Here is a 21478-nt window from a genome sequence, read left to right as displayed (position 1 = left end):
AGGTCTTCCTCACTCTCACCAATCTCTAGCTTGTATACCCCTGCCATCCTTCGTCTTTGAACCCATCAAAAGCTTTATACCATCTGTAGCCTTACTTTGAAGAATTGGTATAACAAGTACTTCTGGATAATCGCAGTCTTCAATAATTTTGACAGGTGCGGTTTGCTCTTTTAAAGTTGGTTGATGCAAATTTACGGTGGTGGATGACGACCTAGCAGTTCCTCTTCTGTGCGAATCGCCAACATAGCTGGTCGATTCAAATCAAGCGCTTGCAACGTTGCCCTACCCGTAGCTGTCAACCCGATAACTTGCACATCCCTCCAGACAAAGTGTTCCTTCCAGACTTGTTTGCGAGGATTAAATATAGAGACAACTTCACCCGTCTCTGAATCTTCAAGAACTTGCCGCGCTCCCTTGCGAAGGGAGCAGGAGACGCAAGCAAGAGCCAAATTTTCAGCAATTGTTTCGCCACCAGCTACTACAGGAATGATGTGGTCGATATGGAAAGTAGCAACTTGTCCAATCTGCGATATCCCGCAATATTCACAGCGATTACCCGCTCTCTGAATCACTAATCGGCGGAGAGAGGCAGAAATTGTACCCATTTAAGTCTGTTTCGTTACCCGTGTTGAGCGTAAACGCAACAAGGATAGGAATTCTGCTAGATCAACAAGCCCTTCCGCTTCCTGTCGTTCTGCCTGAGACAAAGTGTGTCCCTCATCCTGACGATCCAGCAGGAACTGTAGACGTGCTTGAACTGCTTGAGGAAGTTGGAACCGAGCTAGTTCGATAGGAATCTCGACAATTTCCGGCATAGAGCAGTTAGCCTAATAGAGACTGTGCTGTAGCCTCATTGTAAGTGACGGAATTGAAATGGTGTACGTATTGCGATCGCACATCACACCAGGTAAACAACTGGTTGTCCGTGAGAATTTTGAGGCTACTTGCTGCTATCCAACTCGCCGTTAGACTACCGCAAGTTGGACTTGCTCACCCGTCAGACTAAACGCTCGAACTTCGGTGATTTTGACAGGCACGGTTTGCCCCTTGAGGTCAGCGATCGCTCCCTCAAAAAAGGTTAGTCTGTTACCGCGTGTACGCCCCATCACCTGATTCGGATCTTTGGGATTCTGGTCTTCAACTAGCACTTCTTCAATGCGTCCCTGGTAGCGGAGCGATCGCTCCGCCGCTTTGATAGACACTAAATGGTTAAGACGTTGGAGGCGATCGCGCTTCACCTCTTCGCTTAACTGATTTTCCCAGAGCGCAGCGGGTGTGCCAGGGCGGGGAGAATAGGCAGCGGTGTTGAGTTGGTCAAAGCCAATGTCTTCAACTAGTTTCAGCGTGTTTTCAAACTGGGCTTCAGTTTCTCCGGGGAATCCGGCGATCGCATCCGCACTGATCGAAGCATCGGGCATGTAGCGGCGAATCGTATCAATAATTCGACGGTACTTTTCCTGGGTGTAGCCGCGACTCATCGCCTTTAGCACCTCGTTGTCGCCCGACTGAAAGGGAATGTGAAAATGCTCACACACCTTGGGCAGTTCAGCACAGGCACGAATCAGTCGCTCCGTGAAATAGCGAGGATGGCTGGTGGCAAAGCGAATTCGCTCGACTCCGGGCACGTCGTGAACGAAGTAGAGTAAATCAGTCAGGGTGTGCTTGTGGCGACCTTCTGCCGTTGCGCCTGGTAAGTCGCGCCCGTAGGCATCAATGTTTTGCCCTAACAGCGTCACCTCCCGGTAGCCCTGCCGCCCCAACTCCTCCATCTCTGCCCGAATTGCTTCGGGTGTGCGGGATTGCTCTACACCGCGCACATTTGGCACAACGCAATAGGTGCAGCGCTCATTGCAGCCATAAATCACGTTTACCCAGGCGCTGACGTTGCTGTCTCGTCTCGGTTTAGTAATGTCTTCGACGATATGAATGGGTTCAGTCGCCACAATCTGATTGCCATTAAACACCTGCTCCAGCAAATCTCGCAGTCGGTTGGCGTGCTGAGGACCCATCACCAGATCGAGTTCGGGCACCCGCCGCAGCAACGCCTCCCCTTCCTGCTGGGCAACGCAGCCTGCCACGATCAGCGTCAAGTTGGGCTGCTCATGCTTACGTCTTGCCTGCCGACCCAGGTAGGAATAAACCTTTTGCTCGGCATTGTCCCGAATCGTGCAGGTATTGTAGAGGATTACATCGGCATCGTCTGGAGCCTCTGACCACTCAAACCCCATTTCTTCTAAAACGCCTGCCATGCGTTCGGAGTCGGCTTTGTTCATCTGGCAGCCGAAGGTGGTGATGTGATAGCGATGCGAAGAATGGGTCATAGTGAGCAGTCGTTTTTTGTCGTAGAAGAGATTTGGAAATTTGTATCGCTGGTAGGGACGAGCGGCTGTTCGCCCTTGGGAAGGAAGAAGCAAAATGCAGTAAGCCTGCACTTTATTATAGATTTTGGGCGATCGCCCCATCCGTCGAATTTTTCAGCAGTTTGCTTTCGTTAAAGATTTACATTCAGTGATAATCTGAGAGATGGAAATTTTAATTCTTAAGACTGTCTTCAAGTTTCTAGAAAAGCTGATCACAGAATAGGCGCAAGCATGGTCACTACAGCAGAAAAGACAAACGTTGGCTTCATTACCCAGATCATTGGCCCGGTTATCGACGCTCGATTTCCCAATGGTCAATTACCTAAGATTTACAACGCCCTGAAAGTCAGCGGCACAAACTCAAACGGGCAAGAGGTTTCGGTTACCTGTGAAGTGCAGCAGCTTCTAGGAGACAACCAAATTCGGGCTGTGGCAATGAGTTCCACAGATGGTTTGGTTCGAGGCATGGAAGTCCTTGATACGGGCGCTGCTATCAAGGTTCCAGTCGGGCTAGCAACCTTGGGAAGAATTTTTAACGTCTTGGGTGAACCCGTAGACGAACTGGGTCCAGTCAATAACGAAGAGTTCTTCCCGATTCATCGTGCTGCACCTAAATTCACAGAATTAGAAACCAAACCTTCAGTTTTCGAGACTGGAATTAAGGTGATTGACCTGCTGGCTCCCTATCGTCGGGGTGGCAAAGTGGGTCTGTTTGGCGGTGCAGGAGTTGGCAAGACTGTGTTGATTCAAGAGCTAATCAACAACATCGCAAAAGAGCATGGCGGAGTGTCGGTGTTTGGTGGCGTGGGTGAGCGCACCCGTGAAGGAAACGACCTTTATAACGAATTTAAAGAGTCGGGCGTGATCAACGCTAACAACATCAGCGAGTCCAAAGTGGCGCTAGTGTACGGGCAGATGAACGAGCCACCGGGAGCCAGAATGCGCGTGGGTCTGTCGGCGCTGACGATGGCTGAATATTTCCGAGATGTCAACAAGCAGGACGTGCTGCTGTTCATCGACAACATCTTCCGGTTTGTGCAGGCGGGTTCTGAAGTATCAGCGCTGCTCGGACGGATGCCCTCTGCGGTAGGATATCAGCCCACCCTGGCAACAGAGATGGGTGACCTGCAAGAGCGCATCACCTCAACCACTGAGGGTTCAATCACCTCCATCCAGGCAGTCTACGTCCCTGCGGATGACTTGACCGACCCCGCTCCAGCAACCACGTTTGCTCACCTGGACGCAACCACCGTACTTTCTCGGGGTCTGGCAGCTAAAGGAATTTATCCGGCGGTAGACCCACTCGATTCTACTTCCACAATGCTTCAGCCCAGCGTGGTTGGCGATGAGCACTACAGCACCGCACGAGCGGTGCAGTCTACCCTCCAGCGCTACAAAGAACTGCAAGACATCATTGCAATTCTCGGTCTGGATGAATTGTCCGAAGATGACCGTCTGACCGTTGCACGTGCCCGTAAAATCGAGCGCTTCCTCTCTCAGCCCTTCTTCGTAGCTGAGGTATTTACTGGTTCTCCTGGTAAGTACGTCACTCTAAGCGAGACAATCAAAGGCTTCCAAATGATCCTGTCGGGTCAGTTGGATGATCTGCCAGAGCAAGCTTTCTACCTGGTAGGTGGCATTGATGAGGCGATCGCCAAAGCCGAGAAGATGAAGGCTGAAGGTAAGTAGGATAAAGTCATGGCACTAACTGTTCGTGTAATTGCCCCAGACAAGACCGTTTGGGATTCTGATGCTGAAGAGGTAATTCTTCCTAGCACGACTGGCCAACTGGGCATCTTGCCAGGACACGCACCGCTTTTGACTGCTTTAGATACAGGCGTGATGCGGGTTCGGGCAAACAAAGACTGGGTGGCGATCGCCCTCATGGGTGGGTTTGCTGAAGTCGAAGCCAACGAAGTCACCATCCTGGTGAATGCAGCCGAACGTGGCGACGCCATCGACCGGGAAGCTGCTCGCACTGCTTACAGCGAAGCAGAAGCCCGCCTCAACAAAGTTGAAGCAGGCAACCGACAGCAGCAAATTCAAGCGACCCAAGCGCTAAAGCGTGCCCGTGCCCGCTTCCAGGCTTCTGGAGGAACGGGACAGGCTTAAAGCTGGGTATAGAGCTATACGAAAAAGAGCCTCTCACAATGTGAGAGGCTCTTTTCTATTTTTTCCGAGCGGAGACAAAACTCATTGCGTCTCTACCAGGAAAAATCTGAGCTACTCAGGCTTAAATTTTAATGCCATTAATCAGGGCATAAAGGGCATAAGTAGATATAAATAAAGCGTGAGCAACTTCTAGGCAACGAAGGAGCAATGCTCTTCGAGTTGCGAGCTCAACCGAACTGTCTTTCTACCCGATATGAGTAAGGTCGGCATTATGGTTCAGGTGGGCAGAGCATCTGAGGAAACAGCTGACTCAAAAACACTATCTACCAATTCAATTATGCTGAAACACTATATATTCTTCACTCGAAACGTGATGCCACAGCCCGGTGCAGCTCATCTTGTTCACGCTGCAAACTCAGCTGACGGAATGGCGAATTTAGGGTATCCCAGCCTGTTAATTCATCTCAGTAAAGAGCCAAGCGCACTGAACCTAACGAATCTCCTGCGCCCCTTTCAACCACAAGCCCCTTCAGAAGAATTAATCAACCTCTACAATCTTCGTGGAAAACTTAAAGTTGCTGCTCTTCCTACCCCAAAACTGAAATCAACCAGCAAACTACTCAAAAAAGCAACTCATCCCAGCACACTGATTGCAAAATACTATTTCCCCATTCACATTCGCCCTGCGGCTCAAATTGTCCATTCACGAGATTGGAATTTTGTTGAATCAGCAATTAAATGTGGAGTTCCAGCAATTTATGAACATCATCATCACGAAGAGAAACAGTTTGATCCTGAGATCGTCCAAAATCCGCTGCTGCAAGTTGCTGTAACTGTCGCAGATTCAGTTCGTGAGAGCATGATTCAGAATGGGCTGCCCGCCGACAAGATCGTTAAGCTTCACAGTGGCTTTAACAGTGTGTTTCTGAACAGGCAACCTGAACAAGCTGCAACCTGGCGTAAGCAATTGTTAACCAATGAGCAATATCTAGTCGTTTATGCGGGAGCACTACTGCCCTTCAAAGGCGTTGACCTATTGCTAGATGTGGCTCAACAGCTTACCCATGCCCATTTTGCATTTGCAGGCGGAGATGAAACACAAGTAACCGCTTACAAGCAATTAGCAATTGAAAAACAGCTTAGAAACGTCACGTTTTTAGGGCACCTCTCACACACTAGCCTTCCTGGGTTGCTTCAGGCGGCCGATGTGCTCGCTCATCCTCATTGTTCTGGACCAGCCTCAACGTTTACGTCTCCTCTTAAGCTGTTTGACTACCTAGCATCAGGAACGCCAATTGTTGCGACTGAAATTACTTCTTTGGTAGAGTTCAAGTCTTGTAATGCTATTGCGGGTTGGTGTGAGCCGGATAACCCAGATTCGTTTGCTAGATGCATTCAGCAGGTTTTAGAAACTTACCCCAGAAAATCAGAGGGCTACAGCCATATGATTGACTATGTTCAGCAATTTTCTTGGGAAAATCGTGCTGCTAAACTGCTTAGCTATGTAAAAGATTCAATGCGTCCTGTGCTGCTGCAATAAGGCTTATACCGTTTTTGCATATCTACACAGTTATATAGGTATGAATATATTTTTGGGACAAAGGGCTTAAGCTGAATGGCACTGACTTAAGAGCGATGGGCAGCGCCCACCTTACAGTTTTTCAAAGCTTCTGGCGATCGCTGAATCCTTATCTCAGTGCCATTCGGTTGAAACCCTTTATCGCTGATGTTCAACTACGCTCTGAGTGCAACTAAGCGCTACCTGTGAAAACCACTTCGGGAAACTTCACTTGAGCCTCAGACATAGGGCGGCGCTTGCCTTCCTCTTGCCAGTAGTTGATCACCTCAGTCGCTTTGTTGAGCAGTTCAATCCGGTCTGCTTCAGCAATCCAGTGCTTTTTCTCCATTTCAGTCTTGAGCTGTTCCCAGGCATCATTCCGGGGCCAGAAGAAATAGGACGTAAGCGGACTGGTGCCCTTGCCGACCACCTGGTCAACCGCTAACGCCACATCGTTCTCAAGCCAGAGAACCTTCAAAATAAACTTTGACAAACGCCAACCTCCACAATTCCTAACAGTTTTCTGATAACTCCACAATCCACTATGGTAAAGCATGGATTCACAGATAACCAAATTGGGCGAGGAGAAAAGAGTAATAGTAGATGCTTGACAGTGCATAGTCTTATAAATATGTTCTGGTCTATAGCTCCATACCCTTTCTCCCCCTTCCTTTTCCCCAACACAAAATTACAGGAGGCGCAGTCGTTGGCTAAGCAGAATCAGGCATTTCCCCCCGCGATTGTAGTATTTGACATTGACGGCGTAATTCGAGACGTGGGCGGGTCTTATCGGCGGGCACTGGCGGACACGGTGGAGCAGTTCACTCAAGGTGCCTATCGCCCTTCGGCGACCGATATTGATGCGTTGAAAGCAGAAGGACACTGGAATAACGACTGGGAAGGGTCACAAGAATTGGTCTACCGCCATTTTGAGGCACAGGGGGTAGAGCGATCGCACCTCAATCTCAACTACGACGACATCGTTGCCTTCTTTCAAAGCCGCTATCGCGGGCCCGATCCGCAACACTGGACAGGCTATATCTGCCAGGAGCCATTGTTATTAAATGCAGACTATTTTGATCTGCTGACCCAAGCTGGCATTCCCTGGGGCTTTTTTAGTGGTGCTACGCGGGGATCAGCTTCCTACGTGCTGGAAAAGCGGTTGGGGTTGCGATCGCCCGTTCTAGTTGCAATGGAAGATGCTCCTGGCAAGCCCGACCCTGCTGGGTTAATAGAAGTTGTGCAGCAGCTAGAACCTTTTGGCGCATCCTCTACCCCTGTCCTCTATTTGGGTGATACGGTTGCTGACCTCCACACAGTACAAAACGCCAGTCGAATAGATTTGTCTCGCCGTTGGATTGGCGTGGGTATTTTGCCCCCTCACGCCCAAACCACTGCCGAATACTCTGTAGCCTACACTACAAATCTGAACAATGCAGGTGCAGCAGTCGTATTAGCCAACGTCAAGAACCTGACACTGGATTACATAAAGAAACTTGTCAGCTCAGAGGTATAAAATAAAACTTTCACTACTCGTCGGATTTAAGTAAAAACAAAAAAACCGGATTCTTTATGAAGAAAAGGTAAAGTTCAGTATTTTTATAGACCACCTAAAGAACGTCGGATATAAATAGGAAAAACAAGAGCAAGATTCTTCCTCTTCTCGAAAGATTGTTACGCCGCTCAATAAGCTGAACCGATGAGTGAATGTTTCTTCTGGAACTTTTCATTCACTCGTAATTACTTAATGCAATGTTTGAGAAGCTATGACTCAGAATGAACTTGATCTCTGCTTTTGCACGTTGGCATTTGGTGATACCTACCGTTCTTTAGCTAAGGAGCTTGCTAAAGATCTGGAGCAATACGCCCCTGACGTTCCCTTTGTACTTTTTACTGACAAAGTAAGCGAGTTCAAGGCTCACAAAAATGTTCTGGCTTTTGGACATAGAAGGCGAGGTGTTTTACTCTATCACGAGCGGCGATTTGCGATCGCCAAAGCCTTAACAATGGCAAATTCCTGCATGTATTTAGATGCAGATGTACGGATTTGTGCCCCGGTTCCAAGGAATATACAGTGGCTTCCGGGCTTAACTGCTAGAAGCTGTAGTTCAATGAACAAGCATATTCGAGAACGCTTGAACAAAACCGATCCACCCGATCCCAAAGCCGTTAAAGTTGTTGAAACTTATAAAAAAATGGCGCACAAGGTTGGCGTCGACCCAGAGGATGACCAGATCAGGTTTATTAACGAATTTCTATTTGTGATTACGAAAGATTCTGGTCGAGAGATAGAGTTTCTTGACCTATGGGGACGGCTAGCACTGTATGCAGAACTGCTTGGAATGCACAAACACCCAACCTATGCAATGGGCTTAGCTGCTGTCAAAACGGGCTTACATATTCGTCACAATGTAATGGAAGGACTTGACTTTTTTGATGATCGAATTGAGAAGGTCAGAATCGCCAATGGGCAATCTGATCCAGCCGCCAAGCAAAAGTACTTTGAAACGCAACAAAAAGTTGAGCAACGCTACCGTTCATTGCCTCATAAAGCAATAGATAAAATATCTCGTTTTTTTCGCCATCACTATCACACGACCCGCTTAAAAATTACAACGTATGTGAGCGATTCTAACTTTTATCATCACTAAACCATGATTTTATCAATTGGTTTCAGACTAGCCATATTGCACATCTCAGGTAAACAACACTTATGAACAACAGCCTGCCCCCGATTTACTTCTTTTACCCTAAGGATGCATGGCACGAAGACATGCCAATGGTTGCCGATAAGTATTGGTACTACCACGTTGAGAATCAGGTAACGTTTGGCATGTACTCCAGCATCATTCAAACTTACTTACACTTAAAAGAGTCTGGTTTTCCTTGCGAATTGGTCACAAAGATTCCAAGTGAAGGTATTGTAGTTGCCCATCGGCGCTCTTTTCCGTTTCACCTTCGCCCCAATCCTAAGCAGCTATTTATTTGCTACAAGGCAAATTATGATTTTCACCCCTATGCTCAGATTCACGTTGTGCTGAATTCCAGGGAGCCTAAATCGCTGTACACGCACTACTACATCCCTCACTGGCGACAAACGGGTTTGATTCCACGCGATCCAGCACGAGGCGATCGCTTTGAAAACGTGGCCTATTTCGGACTATTTTGGAATCTCGCACCCGAACTGCGAACTGAGCATTGGCAGAACCAACTAAAAGATTTGGGGCTGTCCTGGCGCATTGTCGACCCAGAGCAGTGGAATGACTATCGAGACACAGATGCAGTTGTAGCGGTACGCAACTTCAAACGCAAGGATTTTACCCATAAACCTGCGCTAAAGCTCTACAATGCGTGGCACGCTCACGTTCCTGCCATTTTGGGTGAGGAAACCTCCTTTCAAGCAGAACGCCAGAATGAGCTAGATTACATCGAGATCACTTCTCCAGAACAGGCTCTACAGGCACTCAAGCGGCTTCGAGATAATCCAGAGCTGCGTCGAGCTATGGTTGAGAACGGCAAAATACGGGCCGAAGCGACCACGCCTGCACAGCTTGTGCAAGAATGGCAAAATTTCTTCAAGGACACCGCAGTGCCAGCTTATCAGCGGTGGCAGTCTGCATCGCAACTTAGCCGAAAAACCTTTTACCTGCGTCGTTATGTCGTGCTGCGGTTGAGGGAGTTACAGGAGCGCGGCAGCAAGCAACTCCTGGACGAATGGCTCCGTCGCAAATCAAAAGCAGTTAGCTAGACGGAAAGCAGCTAGTTAGATGGAAATCGCCCTCGTTGTTTGCGGGCTTCCATTGCCCGCTCCAGCATTTCTAATAGCCCAGGTGCTTCTTCTTGCAGCGTCAACAGCAGTCGCTCTCCTGCTTCCAGGTCGCCCGGATCTTTGCCTGTCTCCATCACCACGTTGAGCCGAGGCATTGCCATTTCGTCAACGATCTGTACCAGTCCGTGCAAACAACGGTTGAACTGCTTTTCGGTCAAGGTGGAGTCTTCTAGCGGAAACTCGATGATTGCTCTGATTTCACCGTCGGAGGGGTCATATTCCCATTGCAGCATCTTGGTTTCCCAGGAAATGCTCAGCATCGTTTGCAAGATTGCCCCTTTGTGAGGGTGGTCTTGAATGCCAGACAGGACTCTGGGTGCAAAAAGCTTGAAGAAATCTCCATCCTCATCTAACTCGACGACAATTAAGAAATCTTCTATGTTGTCGGCGTATACGCCTGTGAGGATACGGCTTTCTTCTTCATCTACTCGATATTTCCAGCCTGATTTATCCAGATAGGAAGCAATTTGCTGAAGTGTTGCGCCCATGAAATTCTCTCTAGGTCAACAGTAGGGTATCCAAAACAAGCTACCTAAAAGCTATTTCAACTTAAAGATATTTCGCCAGTAAGAGCACTGATTGTCTCAGTGCTGCCAGTCGTTCATCCAATCTATCATTAGACTTCTGGCAAATTAGGCGACTCGCTAAGCGGGGGCTGTTTGAAAGCGAACTCTAATTTTCTGCCTGATTAGGCTTTTGGTAGGTCTAAGGGTGCTGCTGGGATGCAACAACATTGGGTGGAACGGACTGAGCCAAGGCTAGATCCACTTGGTGAAAGAGGGATTCCAGATCGGCTGAGTTCTCAATCACGATATCAGCCCGACCAACTTTTTGCTCAATTGGCATCTGGCTGCTGATTCTGGATTGGACTTGCGCTAGTGTGAGGCGATCACGCTGCATCAGATGCTCGATCTGTCTGGCTTCAGGACAGCGCACGACCCAGATCTCGGTGACGAGGTCAGTCATGCGAGCTTCAAATAGCAACGGGATCACTAACACGACGGTGGAATGATGCTGAGTCAGGAGGGTTTGCAGGTTTTTCTCCAGGCGATCGCGCACATAGGGGTGAACTCGTTGCTCTAGCCAAAGCCGCTCTGCTGGACTATCAAAGATGATTTCACCTAGCCGTTTTCGGTCTAAATAGCCGTTTGGGAGCAATATGCCTGAACCATAGCGTTCTGTAATTTCTGTCAAAACTGTAGATCCTGGCTCTACGGCTTCTCGTGCATAGAGGTCAGTATCTAAGACGGGCAGTTTGTGAACGTTGCCTAGATAATCTGAAATGGTGGTTTTACCCATGCCAATTCCGCCTGTTAAGCCAATGATGCGCTGTCGGTCGGAGGCATACTGCTGTTGCTGGTCGCTCATCTGTCTAGCCAGAAACTCTAGCCCACTGTACGATCGCTTGAACTAACCCCTCCAAAGTATACTCTTCTGCCTCGATGTCAACGCGCCCTAGTAGGTGATCGCAGGCTGCTGAGGTTTGGGGGCCAATAGAAGCGATGCAGACGTGGTTGAGCCAATGGTTGACTTTCACTCCTAGCATCTGGTGAAAGCATTGCACGGTTTTTGAACTGGCGAAAGTAATGATGTCTACTTTGCCTTGCTCAAGCGCGGTAAGTGTTTCGGGGGCGATCGCTTCTGGACAGCGGGATTGATAGGCTGCAACTTCGGTAACGACTGCCCCTTTGTCTGTAAATTCTTTCACTAAAACGTCTCGCCCACCGCTCTCGACTCTGGGAAACAGAATTTTTTTGCTTGTTAGATGATCCACGTCTGGGAAATGCGTGATGAGCGAATCTGCAACGAAGTTAGGCGGAATAAAGTCGGGCTGTAGTCCTCGGTGGGACAGACTGTTAGCGGTCTTTTTGCCAACGACAGCAATGTTTACACCTGCCAGAGATCGGGCATCTTTGCCCTGAGCAGTAAGTCGTTCAAAGAAGTAATCTACGCCGTTAGTGGAGGTAAGAATGAGCCAGTCAAAGTTGCTCAGATGGGCGATCGCTTGATCTAAGGCATCCCAACTAGAGGGCGGACCAATCTCTAGGGCGGGCATTTCAAGTACGGTTGCTCCGGTTTGCTGAAGCAGTTTAGCAAATTGGCTCGACTGTCCGGCGGAGCGGGTAACGAGTACGGTCTTGTCAGCCAGGGGATTGGGGGTTAGGGATTGGGGGTTGGAGATTGGGGGTTGAGAAGTCACAGGGATAGACGCTTGTTTTGAGTCACGCTGTAAGTCATTTTCAGGGGTGGGTTGAAGATAGGGGTGTAGTGCAACGACTTCGCCAATCGTAATTACAGCGGGGGAAAGGGACTGACGAGCAGTTTGGTGGACGATGTTGGCAAGAGTGCCAAACCAAGTTTGCTGTTGGGTTTGTCCGGCCCAACGAATGATCGCAACTGGGGTGTGGGGCGATCGCCCTCGACGCTGTAGCTGCTCCACGATTTCGGGCAGGTGTTTTGTCCCCATCAAGATGACGAGTGTTTCGATTTGTGCCAGGGCTTCCCAATTGAGTAGGTCTGGGTCGTGGGCGCTGAGGATGGCAAAGCAGCGGCTTAACACGGGATCGGTTAAGGGAATGCCTGCTAATAGGGGAGCTACGAGTGCAGAGGAAAGCCCTGGTATGACTTCAAAGGCACAATCTGCGGCTTTAAGTGCTTCAATTTCTGCGGTGCATCGCCCAAAGATGAAGGGATCGCCGCTCTTGAGCCGCACAACTTGTTTGTTTTGCTGACAATGCTCGACGAGCAGTTGGTTGATTTCGGTTTGTGCGACGCTAGGTTCTCCGCCGCGTTTGCCTACGTCGATTTTGAGGCAGGGTGGCACAAGCTGCAATAGGGCAGCATCAACCAATGCGTCGTAAATTAGTACTTCTGCCTGGGCTAAGATTTGCTGCGCTCGCACGGTTAAATAATCGATGCTGCCTGGTCCAGAACCTACTAAGTAAACCTTACCTCTCATCTTTCATCTCCCATCTCTCCTGCATTTCTAGCCCCTAGCCCCTTCTCTATTCCTATAATCCTATGTGTACTGAACTGTGGGTTCATTGCTGAATCTTCTTTGGGGGCTTTGCCCCCAAGCCCCCACTGGGAAGCACGTCCCCCAGCCCCCCTCCGCAAGGGGCGATCGGTGGGTAGCGGGACGCGCTTCGCATCGGTGGGAGGCAAGGGTTCTTTGCTCTTTTGGGGTATGGGTTCTTGGTATGGCTCAGTTGCAGCGGGTAGCGATCGCCCCTCATCAGGTTTTGGATCGACGGGTGATGCTAACGGCTGAGCAGCAGCATTATTTGACGCGGGTGTTGCGGCTGCGGGGGGGCGATCGCTTTATTGCGATGGATGGGCAGGGAAATTCTTGGTTGGCTGAGTTAGAGCAGTCTTTGTCTGAGGTGGTGGTGGTTGAGCAATTGATGCAGGAAGATCCGGTTGAACTGCCGCTGGTGGTGGTTTTGCTGGTAGCGTTGCCGAAGGGAAGCGGGATGGATGAGGTGGTGCGACAGGCAACGGAACTGGGGGTTAGCCAAATTCTGCCCATCATTAGCGATCGCACGCTGCTAAACCCCAGTGCCCAGAAATTGGAACGCTGGCGGCGGATTGCTCAGGAGGCGGCTGAGCAGTCTGAACGGCAAGTTGTGCCTGAAGTTTCTGCACCCCTATCGTTTGAGCAAGCTTTGAAAATCTGGAATTCTACGAATGCAGTCTGCTATCTCTGCGCGGCACGGGGAAACCCTCCTCATTTACTAATCCGTTTGCAGGCTCAACCAGCATCTAATCATTCTCATAATCCTCGATTGGTGGTGGCAACTGGGCCCGAGGGTGGCTGGACAGAATCGGAAGTGGAGCAGGCGATCGCCTCTGGCTACCAGCCTGTTTCTCTGGGACGACGCATCCTCAGAGCTGTGACAGCGCCCCTTGCTGCCCTATCCCTAATCGCCGCCACAGCCGAATCTTCCCAAATCCCCAACCGCTAGTCCCCAACCCATAATCCCTGTACTAAGCTAAAAACACACCCCACTGGCCCAATAGCCATGCTTGAGCAAATCGCTGCTGCTTTTGACCGTCAGGACTATCAAACGGCTGCTCGTTTACTGAAACCACTGTTGCAGCAGTCTCCTAATCATCCGGGGGTGCTGTTCTATGCGGCTCGGCTGCATGAGGTTTCTGAAGAATCGGAATCTGCTGAGGCGATTTATCGGAAACTGCTAAAGGAAACGACGAATCCTAAGGTTGCAATTCAGGCTCGTCAAGGATTACAGCGCTTGCAGGCAGCTAATCAGGAACGTAGGCAGGAGGCGATCGCTCAGGCAAAGGCAAATCCGACGAATACGGGATCAGCATTTTTGGTGCTGGAGCCAATCAGTGGTGCAACTAGACCCTCTGCGGTTCGTAATTTTGCTCGCATTATGAAGCTTGACCCCTACACGGCTCAGCTGCATTTGCCGAGTCGAGGCTGGCGGCTCTATCGGGTTGGTTCTGCGGCTGAAATTCAGGTCTATGGGCAAGAGCTACGGCAAAGCGGAATTCCAGTTTTTTGGATGAATTTGCAGGCGATCGCTAAGATTCGGGTATTTCGCATCCATTATTTCAAAACGGCTGATCCCCAACCTACGGTAGTTTGCCAAAATGAGGCGGATCAACTTGGCTCTCTTACGTTCAACTGGTCTGAGGTGACGCGACGAGTTGAAGGACGACTGCCAATCTTTGAAGATGTGGTCGATCTCGATGCCCGTAATCGGCTCAAGCGCAAAGAGCAAACTCAAGATTATGCTCAAATTTGTGACCTGCACCTACCAGGGCGCAATTGTATTTTGAGAATCTGTGACACCACTTATCATTTTCAGCAGGGTATTCCTTTTCAGGCTGATCAAACTCAGGTAAAAAAACTTCAGGTCACAAATCGGATCAACTGGAACAGTCTTCTCGGTTTTCTAGATCACAACCTGACGGAAGTTCCCCTTTGGGCTGATTTTACTCCTTTCGCTGAAACAGCCCTTGACCCTCTCGATCTGGTAGGTGGTCTTAATGCCCATGTTGGATTACTGCGCAAAGCGGAAAGCAATTGGGACCCAGCTTTTCAACTCTACAGCAGCCTGATTTTCCTGCATGAAACAGCCCATTCTTCCTGAAACAGACCACTAAAGCTTACTATTACCAATTCTTTGTGTAGAAACTATTGCCTAAATGAGGTTAAAAAAGAGGGCTGGAACAGTGCTCAGCCCTCCATCTTCAAATTATTTTGTCAACAAAAGTTTCTCAATACTGCTGTCAGGCTTTCACTTTCTTTGCCATGTCCAAGAAGTAGCCCATGCTAGGCCCAGGACGACGGCGACCGTTTTGACTGGCAGTAGGCATGAGAAACTCAGGCGCAAAAGTCGGTACAGGCTGAGGAGTATTCAGTGGAACTGCAGGCTTAGACTCAGGCACAGAAGTATCAGGTGCCTTTTGCTCAACTACGCTGACCTGAGCAGTTTTAGTTGCAGGCTGTGCAGGCTGTACCTTGGCAGGTTCTAACTTGGCGGGTTCCGGCTTAGGAGAAGCGCCATTAGAGGCAGCAGTAGAAACAGTATTCGCAGGTGCAGAGGGTTGTGGCTCGTCCTTGGACTCATCCAGTTCAAGGAAATAACCGGATTTTTTTAACCCTAAAACTTTGCTAAAGGAACCAAATAAACCACCTAGAAAGGCCAGGAGGTTGCCGATAATTTTTTTGATGAAACCCATTGCCGCGATCGCTCCTAATCGTTACCTTATCGAGTTTACTTTAATAGCTCAACACTAAACTTGAGACTGTCTTGAAAGCTAAAGATAATCCAAATCAAGACTTTAATAGAACTCAAGCAATCTCTATCAGAAAATTATGAGACTTTCTCAATCCCCCTTACAAAAAAATTTAATATTTTGTTACAAAAATTCATTCATTAATCCTAAGCTGCATCAATTCAGCCTTAACTCACTTTAATAACTGCCCGTTTCCTGGCTCTGCTACTTTTGAGTCAAATCCCTCAGAACGGACGCAACTGCTAGCTTCAAGGCTGTTAATTCTCTAGAAAATAACTGTATGGTTTGAGTAAGTTTTGAGTAAAATTCGCATGTTTGGATCAGTCTATGGCTATCTATTGCCATAATTGCTTGACAGACAGCAGTGTTACTGGTTGACAGGATGAACTGAAGTCCGGGAACTTCACCTCGATGCTCAAATTCATCTCAGGTAAAGCAGTGACCAGACAATTACGCAAGATGACATGCAGATGACACAAGGATAAGGCAGCAATGTTCGAACTGCTAACCCGAATTTTACTTTGGGCTCTAATTGGTATCATTCTCTGGCGCATTTTTCTCAACGTCATTCCCAGAATCTATTTGACCTGGCTGGGAGGCTTGTTGATTTTTACTTTTGTCATCCTGGCTTTTATCAACCCGACTGACGACACGGTCGGGGCTGTCTGGCAAATTCTGTCGATTCCACTTAAACCTCTGGGGCTGGCACTCCTGCTGCTACTTAGTGCGTTGCGGTCGGGGTTGAAAGCGGTCGTTGGCAACCAGGTTATGGCAGCAGCATTAATTTTGCTCTTTTCCAGCCTGCCGCTGACAGCCTACTGGTTAACCTCCCAATCTGAGCGATCGGCTCAGGCATTTGCCACTAACGATAATGTTCCGGCTCTGACTGCTGCTGATGCGATCGTCGTTTTGGGAGACAGCTCAGGGTTGTTGGACTCTTCCTATCGAACGCGAACCGAGCTAGATGAAGATGGCATTAGCACTAGCTTGTCTCCCCGATTGCTCTATGCCGCACGCCTCTACCGGGATGCGGGAACAAATCCCCTGGTTATCGTCAGTGCTGGACTGCAAGATCGGGAGGGGGAAGATACGGGTGAAGTTCAATCAATCATTAATTTGCTGGCTGGAATGGGAGTACCTAGCAACCGCATTGAAATTGATTCTGAGAGTGCCGGTGCCCGCACCAGTGCCAGAGAAGTTGCCGAAATTTTAGAGGATCAGGGACTGGGTGACGATGCGTCGGTTGTTCTGGTCGGTTCTGCGATTAACATCCGCAGAGCAAGCTCTACCTTTGCCCAGTTGGGGATAGAGACGATTCCCAGACCTACAGATTTTTCTATTCTTGCACCACCGGGTAGTGAAGATTTTCAACTCAGAATTGCAGACTTTATCCCCAGTGTAGAAGCGCTGGCTCTCACGACTCGCGTTGTCGATGAATACCTGACTTCGATTTACTACTTTTTACGAGGATGGTTGTCTAACCCAATGGGAATCTAGTCAGCGCTGACTCGGTTACGATGGTTGAAGCAGTGACTCGCCTTTGGGCGGGCTGTGACTTGCTCTACCTTGCGCTCTACAATGGCTCGTTCTCAACTCAGCAAACTGTCTGCTTACCTGCGTCCTCACTGGCGACAGGCTACTTTAGGAATTCTGGCGCTGCTAGTCGTTAATGCGGTGGGGGTTTATATTCCCATCCTGATTAGTAACGGCATTGACGATCTTCAGGTGACGTTCAGTTTCAGGGAAATCTTGAACTACGTCATCTTGATTTTGGTGTTGGCATCGGCAATGTGGGTGGTGCGAATGTCTTCGCGCATTCTCCTGTTTGGGGTGGGGAGACAGGTAGAGTTTGACCTGAAGCAAAAGATTTTTAATCACTTGCTCAAGCTGGAGCCTGCCTACTTTGCAAACAACACAGTTGGAGACTTAATTAGTCGAGCCACTAGTGATGTAGATAACATTCGGCGACTGTTAGGGTTTGCCGTGTTGAGTCTGGCAAATACGGTTTTTGCCTATGCACTGACGCTGCCTGTGATGTTGGGGATCAATGTGCGGTTGACCTTGTTGGCGATCGCCATTTACCCCATCATGCTGTTTCTCGTCCAGAGTTTTAGTAATCGCCTTCGCAACGAGCAGCTTCAGGTGCAGGAAGAAACATCTAGCCTGAGCGAACTGATTCAGGAAGACATGAGCGGCATGGCCCTGATCAAGATCTACGCTCAGGAAGACAATGAACGTCGCGCCTTTAAAGAGTTTAACCAACAGCTTTTGGCGGCAAACCTGAAGTTAGCCAAAACTCGAAATACGCTATTTCCCTTGCTGGGTGGATTGGCTAGCGTCAGTTTACTGGTGATTTTGGGAGCAGGGGCAGGGGCGATCGCGGATGGCATCATTAGCATCGGGGATTTTATCGCGCTGCTCCTTTACGTTGAGCGGCTCGTGTTTCCCACTGCTCTGCTAGGCTTTACGATCACGGCCTACCAGCGAGGAGAGGTCAGCATTGACCGGATTGAATCAATTCTCACGGTTGAGCCAAAAGTGCAGGATGCACCAGGCGCAGTCTCACTCCCTCGATCTGAGGTGAAGGGCTGGTTGAGCGCTCAAAACCTGAGCTATACCTACCCTGGCGCTAAAGTTCCAGCTTTGGATGCAGTTAGCTTCACGATCAAACCGGGTGAAACGGTTGCAGTCGTTGGCCCAATCGGTTCTGGTAAAAGTACTCTGGCAAATGCCCTACCCCGCCTGCTCGACATTGCGCCCAGTCAACTGTTTGTCGATGGCTATGATATTACCCAGGTGCGGCTCAAGGACTTGCGGGCGGCGATCGCCTATGTCCCTCAAGACAGCTTCCTGTTTAGCACCACCATCAAAAACAACGTTCGCTACGGCGACCCCCTAGCCGAACAGGAAGATGTAGAGTACGCCGCTAAACAAGCCCAAATTCACCCCGAAATCCTCAACTTCCCGCAGCAGTACAAAACCGTTGTGGGAGAGCGTGGAATCACGCTCTCCGGTGGACAACGCCAGCGCACAGCTCTAAGCCGAGCGCTGTTAGTCGATTCCCCCATTCTCATCCTGGATGATTCGCTCTCCAGCGTAGATAACCAGACCGCCACCGAAATTCTCAAAAATCTCTCTGAAGGCACCCGTCGCAAAACCGTCATTTTCATTTCCCATCAGCTTTCGGCAGCAGCAACTGCCGATCGCATTCTGGTAATGGATCGGGGACGGATCGTTCAATCGGGCAAGCACTCTGAACTGCTAGCACAATCAGGTTTATACCAGACCCTTTGGGAGCAGCACAAACTAGAGGAGATCCTGCAATAGCAAGCCCAGACAGCTTGTGGGAGGCGCATTCTAGAGAAATGCGCCTCCCACCGATCACTCACTCTAAAGCTGGGTTAGAACTGTTGCAGATTGAACAAGAATTTTAAAGCTGTCCTTTTCAGCAAATGAACAGTGATATGATTGCTTCGCTTCATCGATCTAAGGGGGAATCACCTCCTGGAAGCCATCGGTTAAATTCTTAAGGTTTTGCCCTTATTGGAAATACCGGGTTTGGGGAAAGTCATGCCTGCGATCGCACCAGGCAACGGTGCAAATCCGTCGCTGTCTCGCAACTGTGAAGAAGCCAGCTTTTGACTTCCAGCCAGAATACCCATCGATGATCTGCCTTTGTTTATCTGCGAGGTACAGATTATGGCAATTCTGCGTTCTACATCCACTCAATCGACTCAAAGTTTAAATCGTCTGTGGGCTGTTGTTTCACTCACCGGGTTGAGTTGGTTAGCCACAACGCTTCCGGCAATGGCTCACCACCCTTTTGGCGGCAAGGCTCCAACTAATTTTGTAGAAGGATTTCTCTCAGGGCTGGGGCACCCCGTGATTGGGCTGGATCATTTCATTTTTGTTATTGCAATTGGTTTGATTGCTGCCAGACAAGCACGGGGAATTTTTGTCGTTGCCGCGTTTTTGCTTACTGCAATGCTAGGAACCAGTCTGCACCTGGCATCAGTGAACCTGCCTGCTTCTGAGTTAGTGATTGCTGGTTCAGTCGTGGCATTTGGCGCAATGCTGCTATTTGAGAAGAATCTGAATTTGCTGATGATGGTGCAACTAGGGGCGATCGCCGGACTCTTCCACGGTTATGCCTACGGTGAAGCAGTCATCGGTGCAGAAATGGCTCCTATCCTGTCCTACCTGGTAGGCTTCACGCTAATTCAGTTCGGCATCGCCGCAGTTGCTCAGCAAATCGGCAAAGCCATTCTTCAAAGAACTCCCGGTCAACCGACAGCCATCCGCTTTTCTGGTTTAGCCATCTGTGCAGCCGGACTGGTATTTTTGACAACCTCGCTCGTGGGTTAACAGGCAGAAAAGTGTCTGTCTAACGGTGAGCGTCACCGGCGACAGATATTTCTGAACTGAGACTAGCTCCGCTATTCCATTCAGTACACACAAGGGTTAGCTGGCGATCGCACTTCAAAGCTCCTGAACCGTTGATGCAGAGTTTGAACTTAAGGCGGTAGACAAAAAGTCTTGAGATTTCTGAATCTCTAAGTCCAGCTTGGGGATTATAGGAGAGTAATCAATCTCTAAGTAATTGTCGGGAACTAGTTCAGACTCGGCTTCAGCCAAAATAATGCGATCGCCCAACCCTAAATGATTCAACAAATCCAATACTTTACGCACTTTGTATTTATTGCTAAATACGGTGAACGGTTTCCTAAAAATAATAGAGAATACCGTTCCGTGGAAGAAGTTTGTAATGACGTAAGAGGCATTAGCAAAATAACCTAACCACTCCTGCGGGCTAACACCAACCAAATTGATGTCAGCAACCTGGTTGTAATACCCGATAGAGACAATGGTCAACTTCTTGATGCGAGCCACTTCCTTGATAAACGATTCCTGTTCTTTCTTTAGTCTAGTTTCGTAATAAATCAACAGATAATCCTTCTTAAGACGGGGCTTAAGAAGAATGTCTTCGTAATTAGTCAAAAATGTAGGATCAAGCACTCGTGTTGCCTGCTTGTTACATTCATTCTTAAGCAACTGCAAGCTGTTTGTATCTCGCACCGAGAGTGAGTCAAAATCATGAATGAGACGACAAATTTCCTCTCGTTCTGCACCTAGCGCATCTAAATTCCCAAAACTAGGGGCATAGCTGATTTTAAGAGTATTTGGTTTATAAATAAAATCTAAGAAATATGAGGGATCGTAACCACGGACTGATTTGATCTTCCAAACTTCATCGCTACCTGCAATGACAGCATCATAATGTTGAAATTTGGCTCTTATATTATCTCTGGTGTAAGCCTTATCTCTGCTTAACTGAGTTTGAGATCGCAGAAATCTTGCCATCTTCCAAGATTTTGCTACACATCTTAGCCAATGTTTGCTAGCGCGAATAGGATAAATATCTTTTCGATAAAACCTAACGGCGGCAACGGGTCGATAGTCGATTAACTCACCGCTATGTCCCCTACTTTTAACAGCCTTTTGCAGAGCGTATGCCTGTAAAGTTGCACCATAGTTTGTCGTGTGATGATAGGTTAAAATTCCTACTTTCATTTGTATTTTGTTAATAACACACCGTTACTCTTTCAGAAGGCGTTCTTTTGAGGAACAACTTAATATACCGGGAAAAAGCAGATTTTGAGCAGGTACTAGATTTAAGTCCGGATACTTAAGAATAGAAGTACAGGACTTAAACCTAAGCTCTGAGATCTGAAAAATAATACCAATTCTCTAAAGTTCAGCTACAGATAAGGCATCTAAAATAGACCGTCGCCCTACAATCGAGAAGATTACTTCTGGTGTTAAAGCATCAAGTCTCTCTTTCACCTGCTG

The 21478-nt window shown here is 48.6% G+C and carries 21 protein-coding genes; 11 read left to right on the top strand and 10 right to left on the bottom strand.

The window, feature by feature from the left end; translation table 11 throughout:
- Positions 1 to 191: 191 nt before the first annotated feature.
- The 3 genes from H6G00_RS10405 to miaB form a co-directional block, all read right to left on the bottom strand.
- Positions 192 to 605, bottom strand: a complete 414-nt coding sequence (locus tag H6G00_RS10405; RefSeq protein WP_190796675.1) for an HNH endonuclease signature motif containing protein — start codon at positions 603 to 605, stop codon at positions 192 to 194.
- On the bottom strand, positions 606 to 815 hold the full coding sequence (locus tag H6G00_RS10400; RefSeq protein ID WP_190643705.1) for a hypothetical protein: 210 nt from the start codon (positions 813 to 815) through the stop codon (positions 606 to 608).
- 150 nt (positions 816 to 965) lie between these two features.
- Complete coding sequence (gene miaB / locus H6G00_RS10395) at positions 966 to 2321, bottom strand: tRNA (N6-isopentenyl adenosine(37)-C2)-methylthiotransferase MiaB (RefSeq protein ID WP_190643704.1); 1356 nt, start codon at positions 2319 to 2321, stop codon at positions 966 to 968.
- A gap of 270 nt (positions 2322 to 2591) precedes the next feature.
- On the opposite strand from miaB, the gene atpD reads away from it, so the two are divergent.
- The 3 genes from atpD (at position 2592) to H6G00_RS10380 (ending at position 6012) form a co-directional block, all read left to right on the top strand.
- Complete coding sequence (gene atpD, locus H6G00_RS10390) at positions 2592 to 4049, top strand: F0F1 ATP synthase subunit beta (protein WP_190643703.1); 1458 nt, start codon at positions 2592 to 2594, stop codon at positions 4047 to 4049.
- Between the two features lie 9 nt (positions 4050 to 4058).
- Positions 4059 to 4472 (top strand): ATP synthase F1 subunit epsilon, encoded by a 414-nt coding sequence (atpC, locus tag H6G00_RS10385; protein ID WP_190796674.1) that lies wholly within the window; start codon positions 4059 to 4061, stop codon positions 4470 to 4472.
- A gap of 253 nt (positions 4473 to 4725) precedes the next feature.
- On the top strand, positions 4726 to 6012 hold the full coding sequence (locus tag H6G00_RS10380) for a glycosyltransferase family 4 protein (protein ID WP_199318420.1): 1287 nt from the start codon (positions 4726 to 4728) through the stop codon (positions 6010 to 6012).
- Positions 6013 to 6223: 211 nt separating this feature from the next.
- Here H6G00_RS10380 and H6G00_RS10375 read toward each other — a convergent pair whose 3' ends face one another.
- Entirely contained in the window at positions 6224 to 6523 is a 300-nt protein-coding gene (locus H6G00_RS10375; protein WP_190643700.1) for a 30S ribosomal protein PSRP-3, read from the bottom strand.
- Positions 6524 to 6736: 213 nt separating this feature from the next.
- Here H6G00_RS10375 and H6G00_RS10370 point away from each other — a divergent pair, with 213 nt between their 5' ends.
- The 3 genes from H6G00_RS10370 (at position 6737) to H6G00_RS10360 (ending at position 9778) form a co-directional block, all read left to right on the top strand.
- The gene (locus H6G00_RS10370) at positions 6737 to 7546 is read left to right on the top strand and encodes a TIGR01548 family HAD-type hydrolase (RefSeq protein WP_242042218.1); all 810 of its coding nucleotides are present in this window, start codon (positions 6737 to 6739) and stop codon (positions 7544 to 7546) included.
- 250 nt (positions 7547 to 7796) lie between these two features.
- Entirely contained in the window at positions 7797 to 8681 is an 885-nt protein-coding gene (locus H6G00_RS10365) for a hypothetical protein (protein WP_190796672.1), read from the top strand.
- 62 nt (positions 8682 to 8743) lie between these two features.
- Complete coding sequence (locus H6G00_RS10360) at positions 8744 to 9778, top strand: hypothetical protein (protein WP_190643697.1); 1035 nt, start codon at positions 8744 to 8746, stop codon at positions 9776 to 9778.
- Between the two features lie 11 nt (positions 9779 to 9789).
- Here H6G00_RS10360 and H6G00_RS10355 read toward each other — a convergent pair whose 3' ends face one another.
- The 3 genes from H6G00_RS10355 to cobA all read right to left on the bottom strand — a co-directional run bounded on the left by H6G00_RS10355 (position 9790) and on the right by cobA (position 12818).
- Positions 9790 to 10347 carry a hypothetical protein gene (locus H6G00_RS10355; RefSeq protein ID WP_190643696.1) on the bottom strand — a complete coding sequence of 186 codons (558 nt, stop codon included), beginning with the start codon at positions 10345 to 10347 and terminating at the stop codon, positions 9790 to 9792.
- Positions 10348 to 10564: 217 nt separating this feature from the next.
- On the bottom strand, positions 10565 to 11227 hold the full coding sequence (coaE, locus tag H6G00_RS10350) for a dephospho-CoA kinase (protein ID WP_190796671.1): 663 nt from the start codon (positions 11225 to 11227) through the stop codon (positions 10565 to 10567).
- A gap of 4 nt (positions 11228 to 11231) precedes the next feature.
- Complete coding sequence (gene cobA, locus H6G00_RS10345) at positions 11232 to 12818, bottom strand: uroporphyrinogen-III C-methyltransferase (protein WP_190796670.1); 1587 nt, start codon at positions 12816 to 12818, stop codon at positions 11232 to 11234.
- Between the two features lie 241 nt (positions 12819 to 13059).
- On the opposite strand from cobA, the gene H6G00_RS10340 reads away from it, so the two are divergent.
- Both H6G00_RS10340 and H6G00_RS10335 read left to right on the top strand, forming a co-directional pair.
- Entirely contained in the window at positions 13060 to 13824 is a 765-nt protein-coding gene (locus H6G00_RS10340) for a 16S rRNA (uracil(1498)-N(3))-methyltransferase (protein ID WP_190796669.1), read from the top strand.
- A gap of 57 nt (positions 13825 to 13881) precedes the next feature.
- Positions 13882 to 14979 (top strand): tetratricopeptide repeat protein, encoded by a 1098-nt coding sequence (locus H6G00_RS10335; protein WP_190796668.1) that lies wholly within the window; start codon positions 13882 to 13884, stop codon positions 14977 to 14979.
- A gap of 139 nt (positions 14980 to 15118) precedes the next feature.
- Here H6G00_RS10335 and H6G00_RS10330 read toward each other — a convergent pair whose 3' ends face one another.
- The gene (locus tag H6G00_RS10330; protein ID WP_190796667.1) at positions 15119 to 15571 is read right to left on the bottom strand and encodes a hypothetical protein; all 453 of its coding nucleotides are present in this window, start codon (positions 15569 to 15571) and stop codon (positions 15119 to 15121) included.
- A gap of 549 nt (positions 15572 to 16120) precedes the next feature.
- Here H6G00_RS10330 and H6G00_RS10325 point away from each other — a divergent pair.
- Positions 16121 to 17125 carry a YdcF family protein gene (locus tag H6G00_RS10325; protein ID WP_190796666.1) on the top strand — a complete coding sequence of 335 codons (1005 nt, stop codon included), beginning with the start codon at positions 16121 to 16123 and terminating at the stop codon, positions 17123 to 17125.
- Positions 17126 to 17206: 81 nt separating this feature from the next.
- On the top strand, positions 17207 to 18955 hold the full coding sequence (locus tag H6G00_RS10320; protein ID WP_190796665.1) for an ABC transporter ATP-binding protein: 1749 nt from the start codon (positions 17207 to 17209) through the stop codon (positions 18953 to 18955).
- A gap of 191 nt (positions 18956 to 19146) precedes the next feature.
- Here the strand turns inward: H6G00_RS10320 and H6G00_RS10315 are convergent, their stop codons facing one another.
- Entirely contained in the window at positions 19147 to 19290 is a 144-nt protein-coding gene (locus H6G00_RS10315; protein ID WP_190643688.1) for a hypothetical protein, read from the bottom strand.
- 37 nt (positions 19291 to 19327) lie between these two features.
- Here H6G00_RS10315 and H6G00_RS10310 point away from each other — a divergent pair, with 37 nt between their 5' ends.
- A complete protein-coding gene (locus H6G00_RS10310; protein ID WP_190686264.1) occupies positions 19328 to 19993 on the top strand; it encodes a HupE/UreJ family protein in 666 nt (221 codons plus the stop codon).
- Between the two features lie 114 nt (positions 19994 to 20107).
- Here H6G00_RS10310 and H6G00_RS10305 read toward each other — a convergent pair whose 3' ends face one another.
- Positions 20108 to 21199 (bottom strand): polysaccharide pyruvyl transferase family protein, encoded by a 1092-nt coding sequence (locus H6G00_RS10305; protein ID WP_190796664.1) that lies wholly within the window; start codon positions 21197 to 21199, stop codon positions 20108 to 20110.
- Positions 21200 to 21478 lie beyond the last annotated feature (279 nt).

This window comes from Leptolyngbya sp. FACHB-541 (assembly GCF_014695875.1).
Lineage (GTDB): Bacteria > Cyanobacteriota > Cyanobacteriia > Elainellales > Elainellaceae > JAAUTN01.
This window is presented reverse-complemented; position numbering and strand designations above follow the sequence as displayed.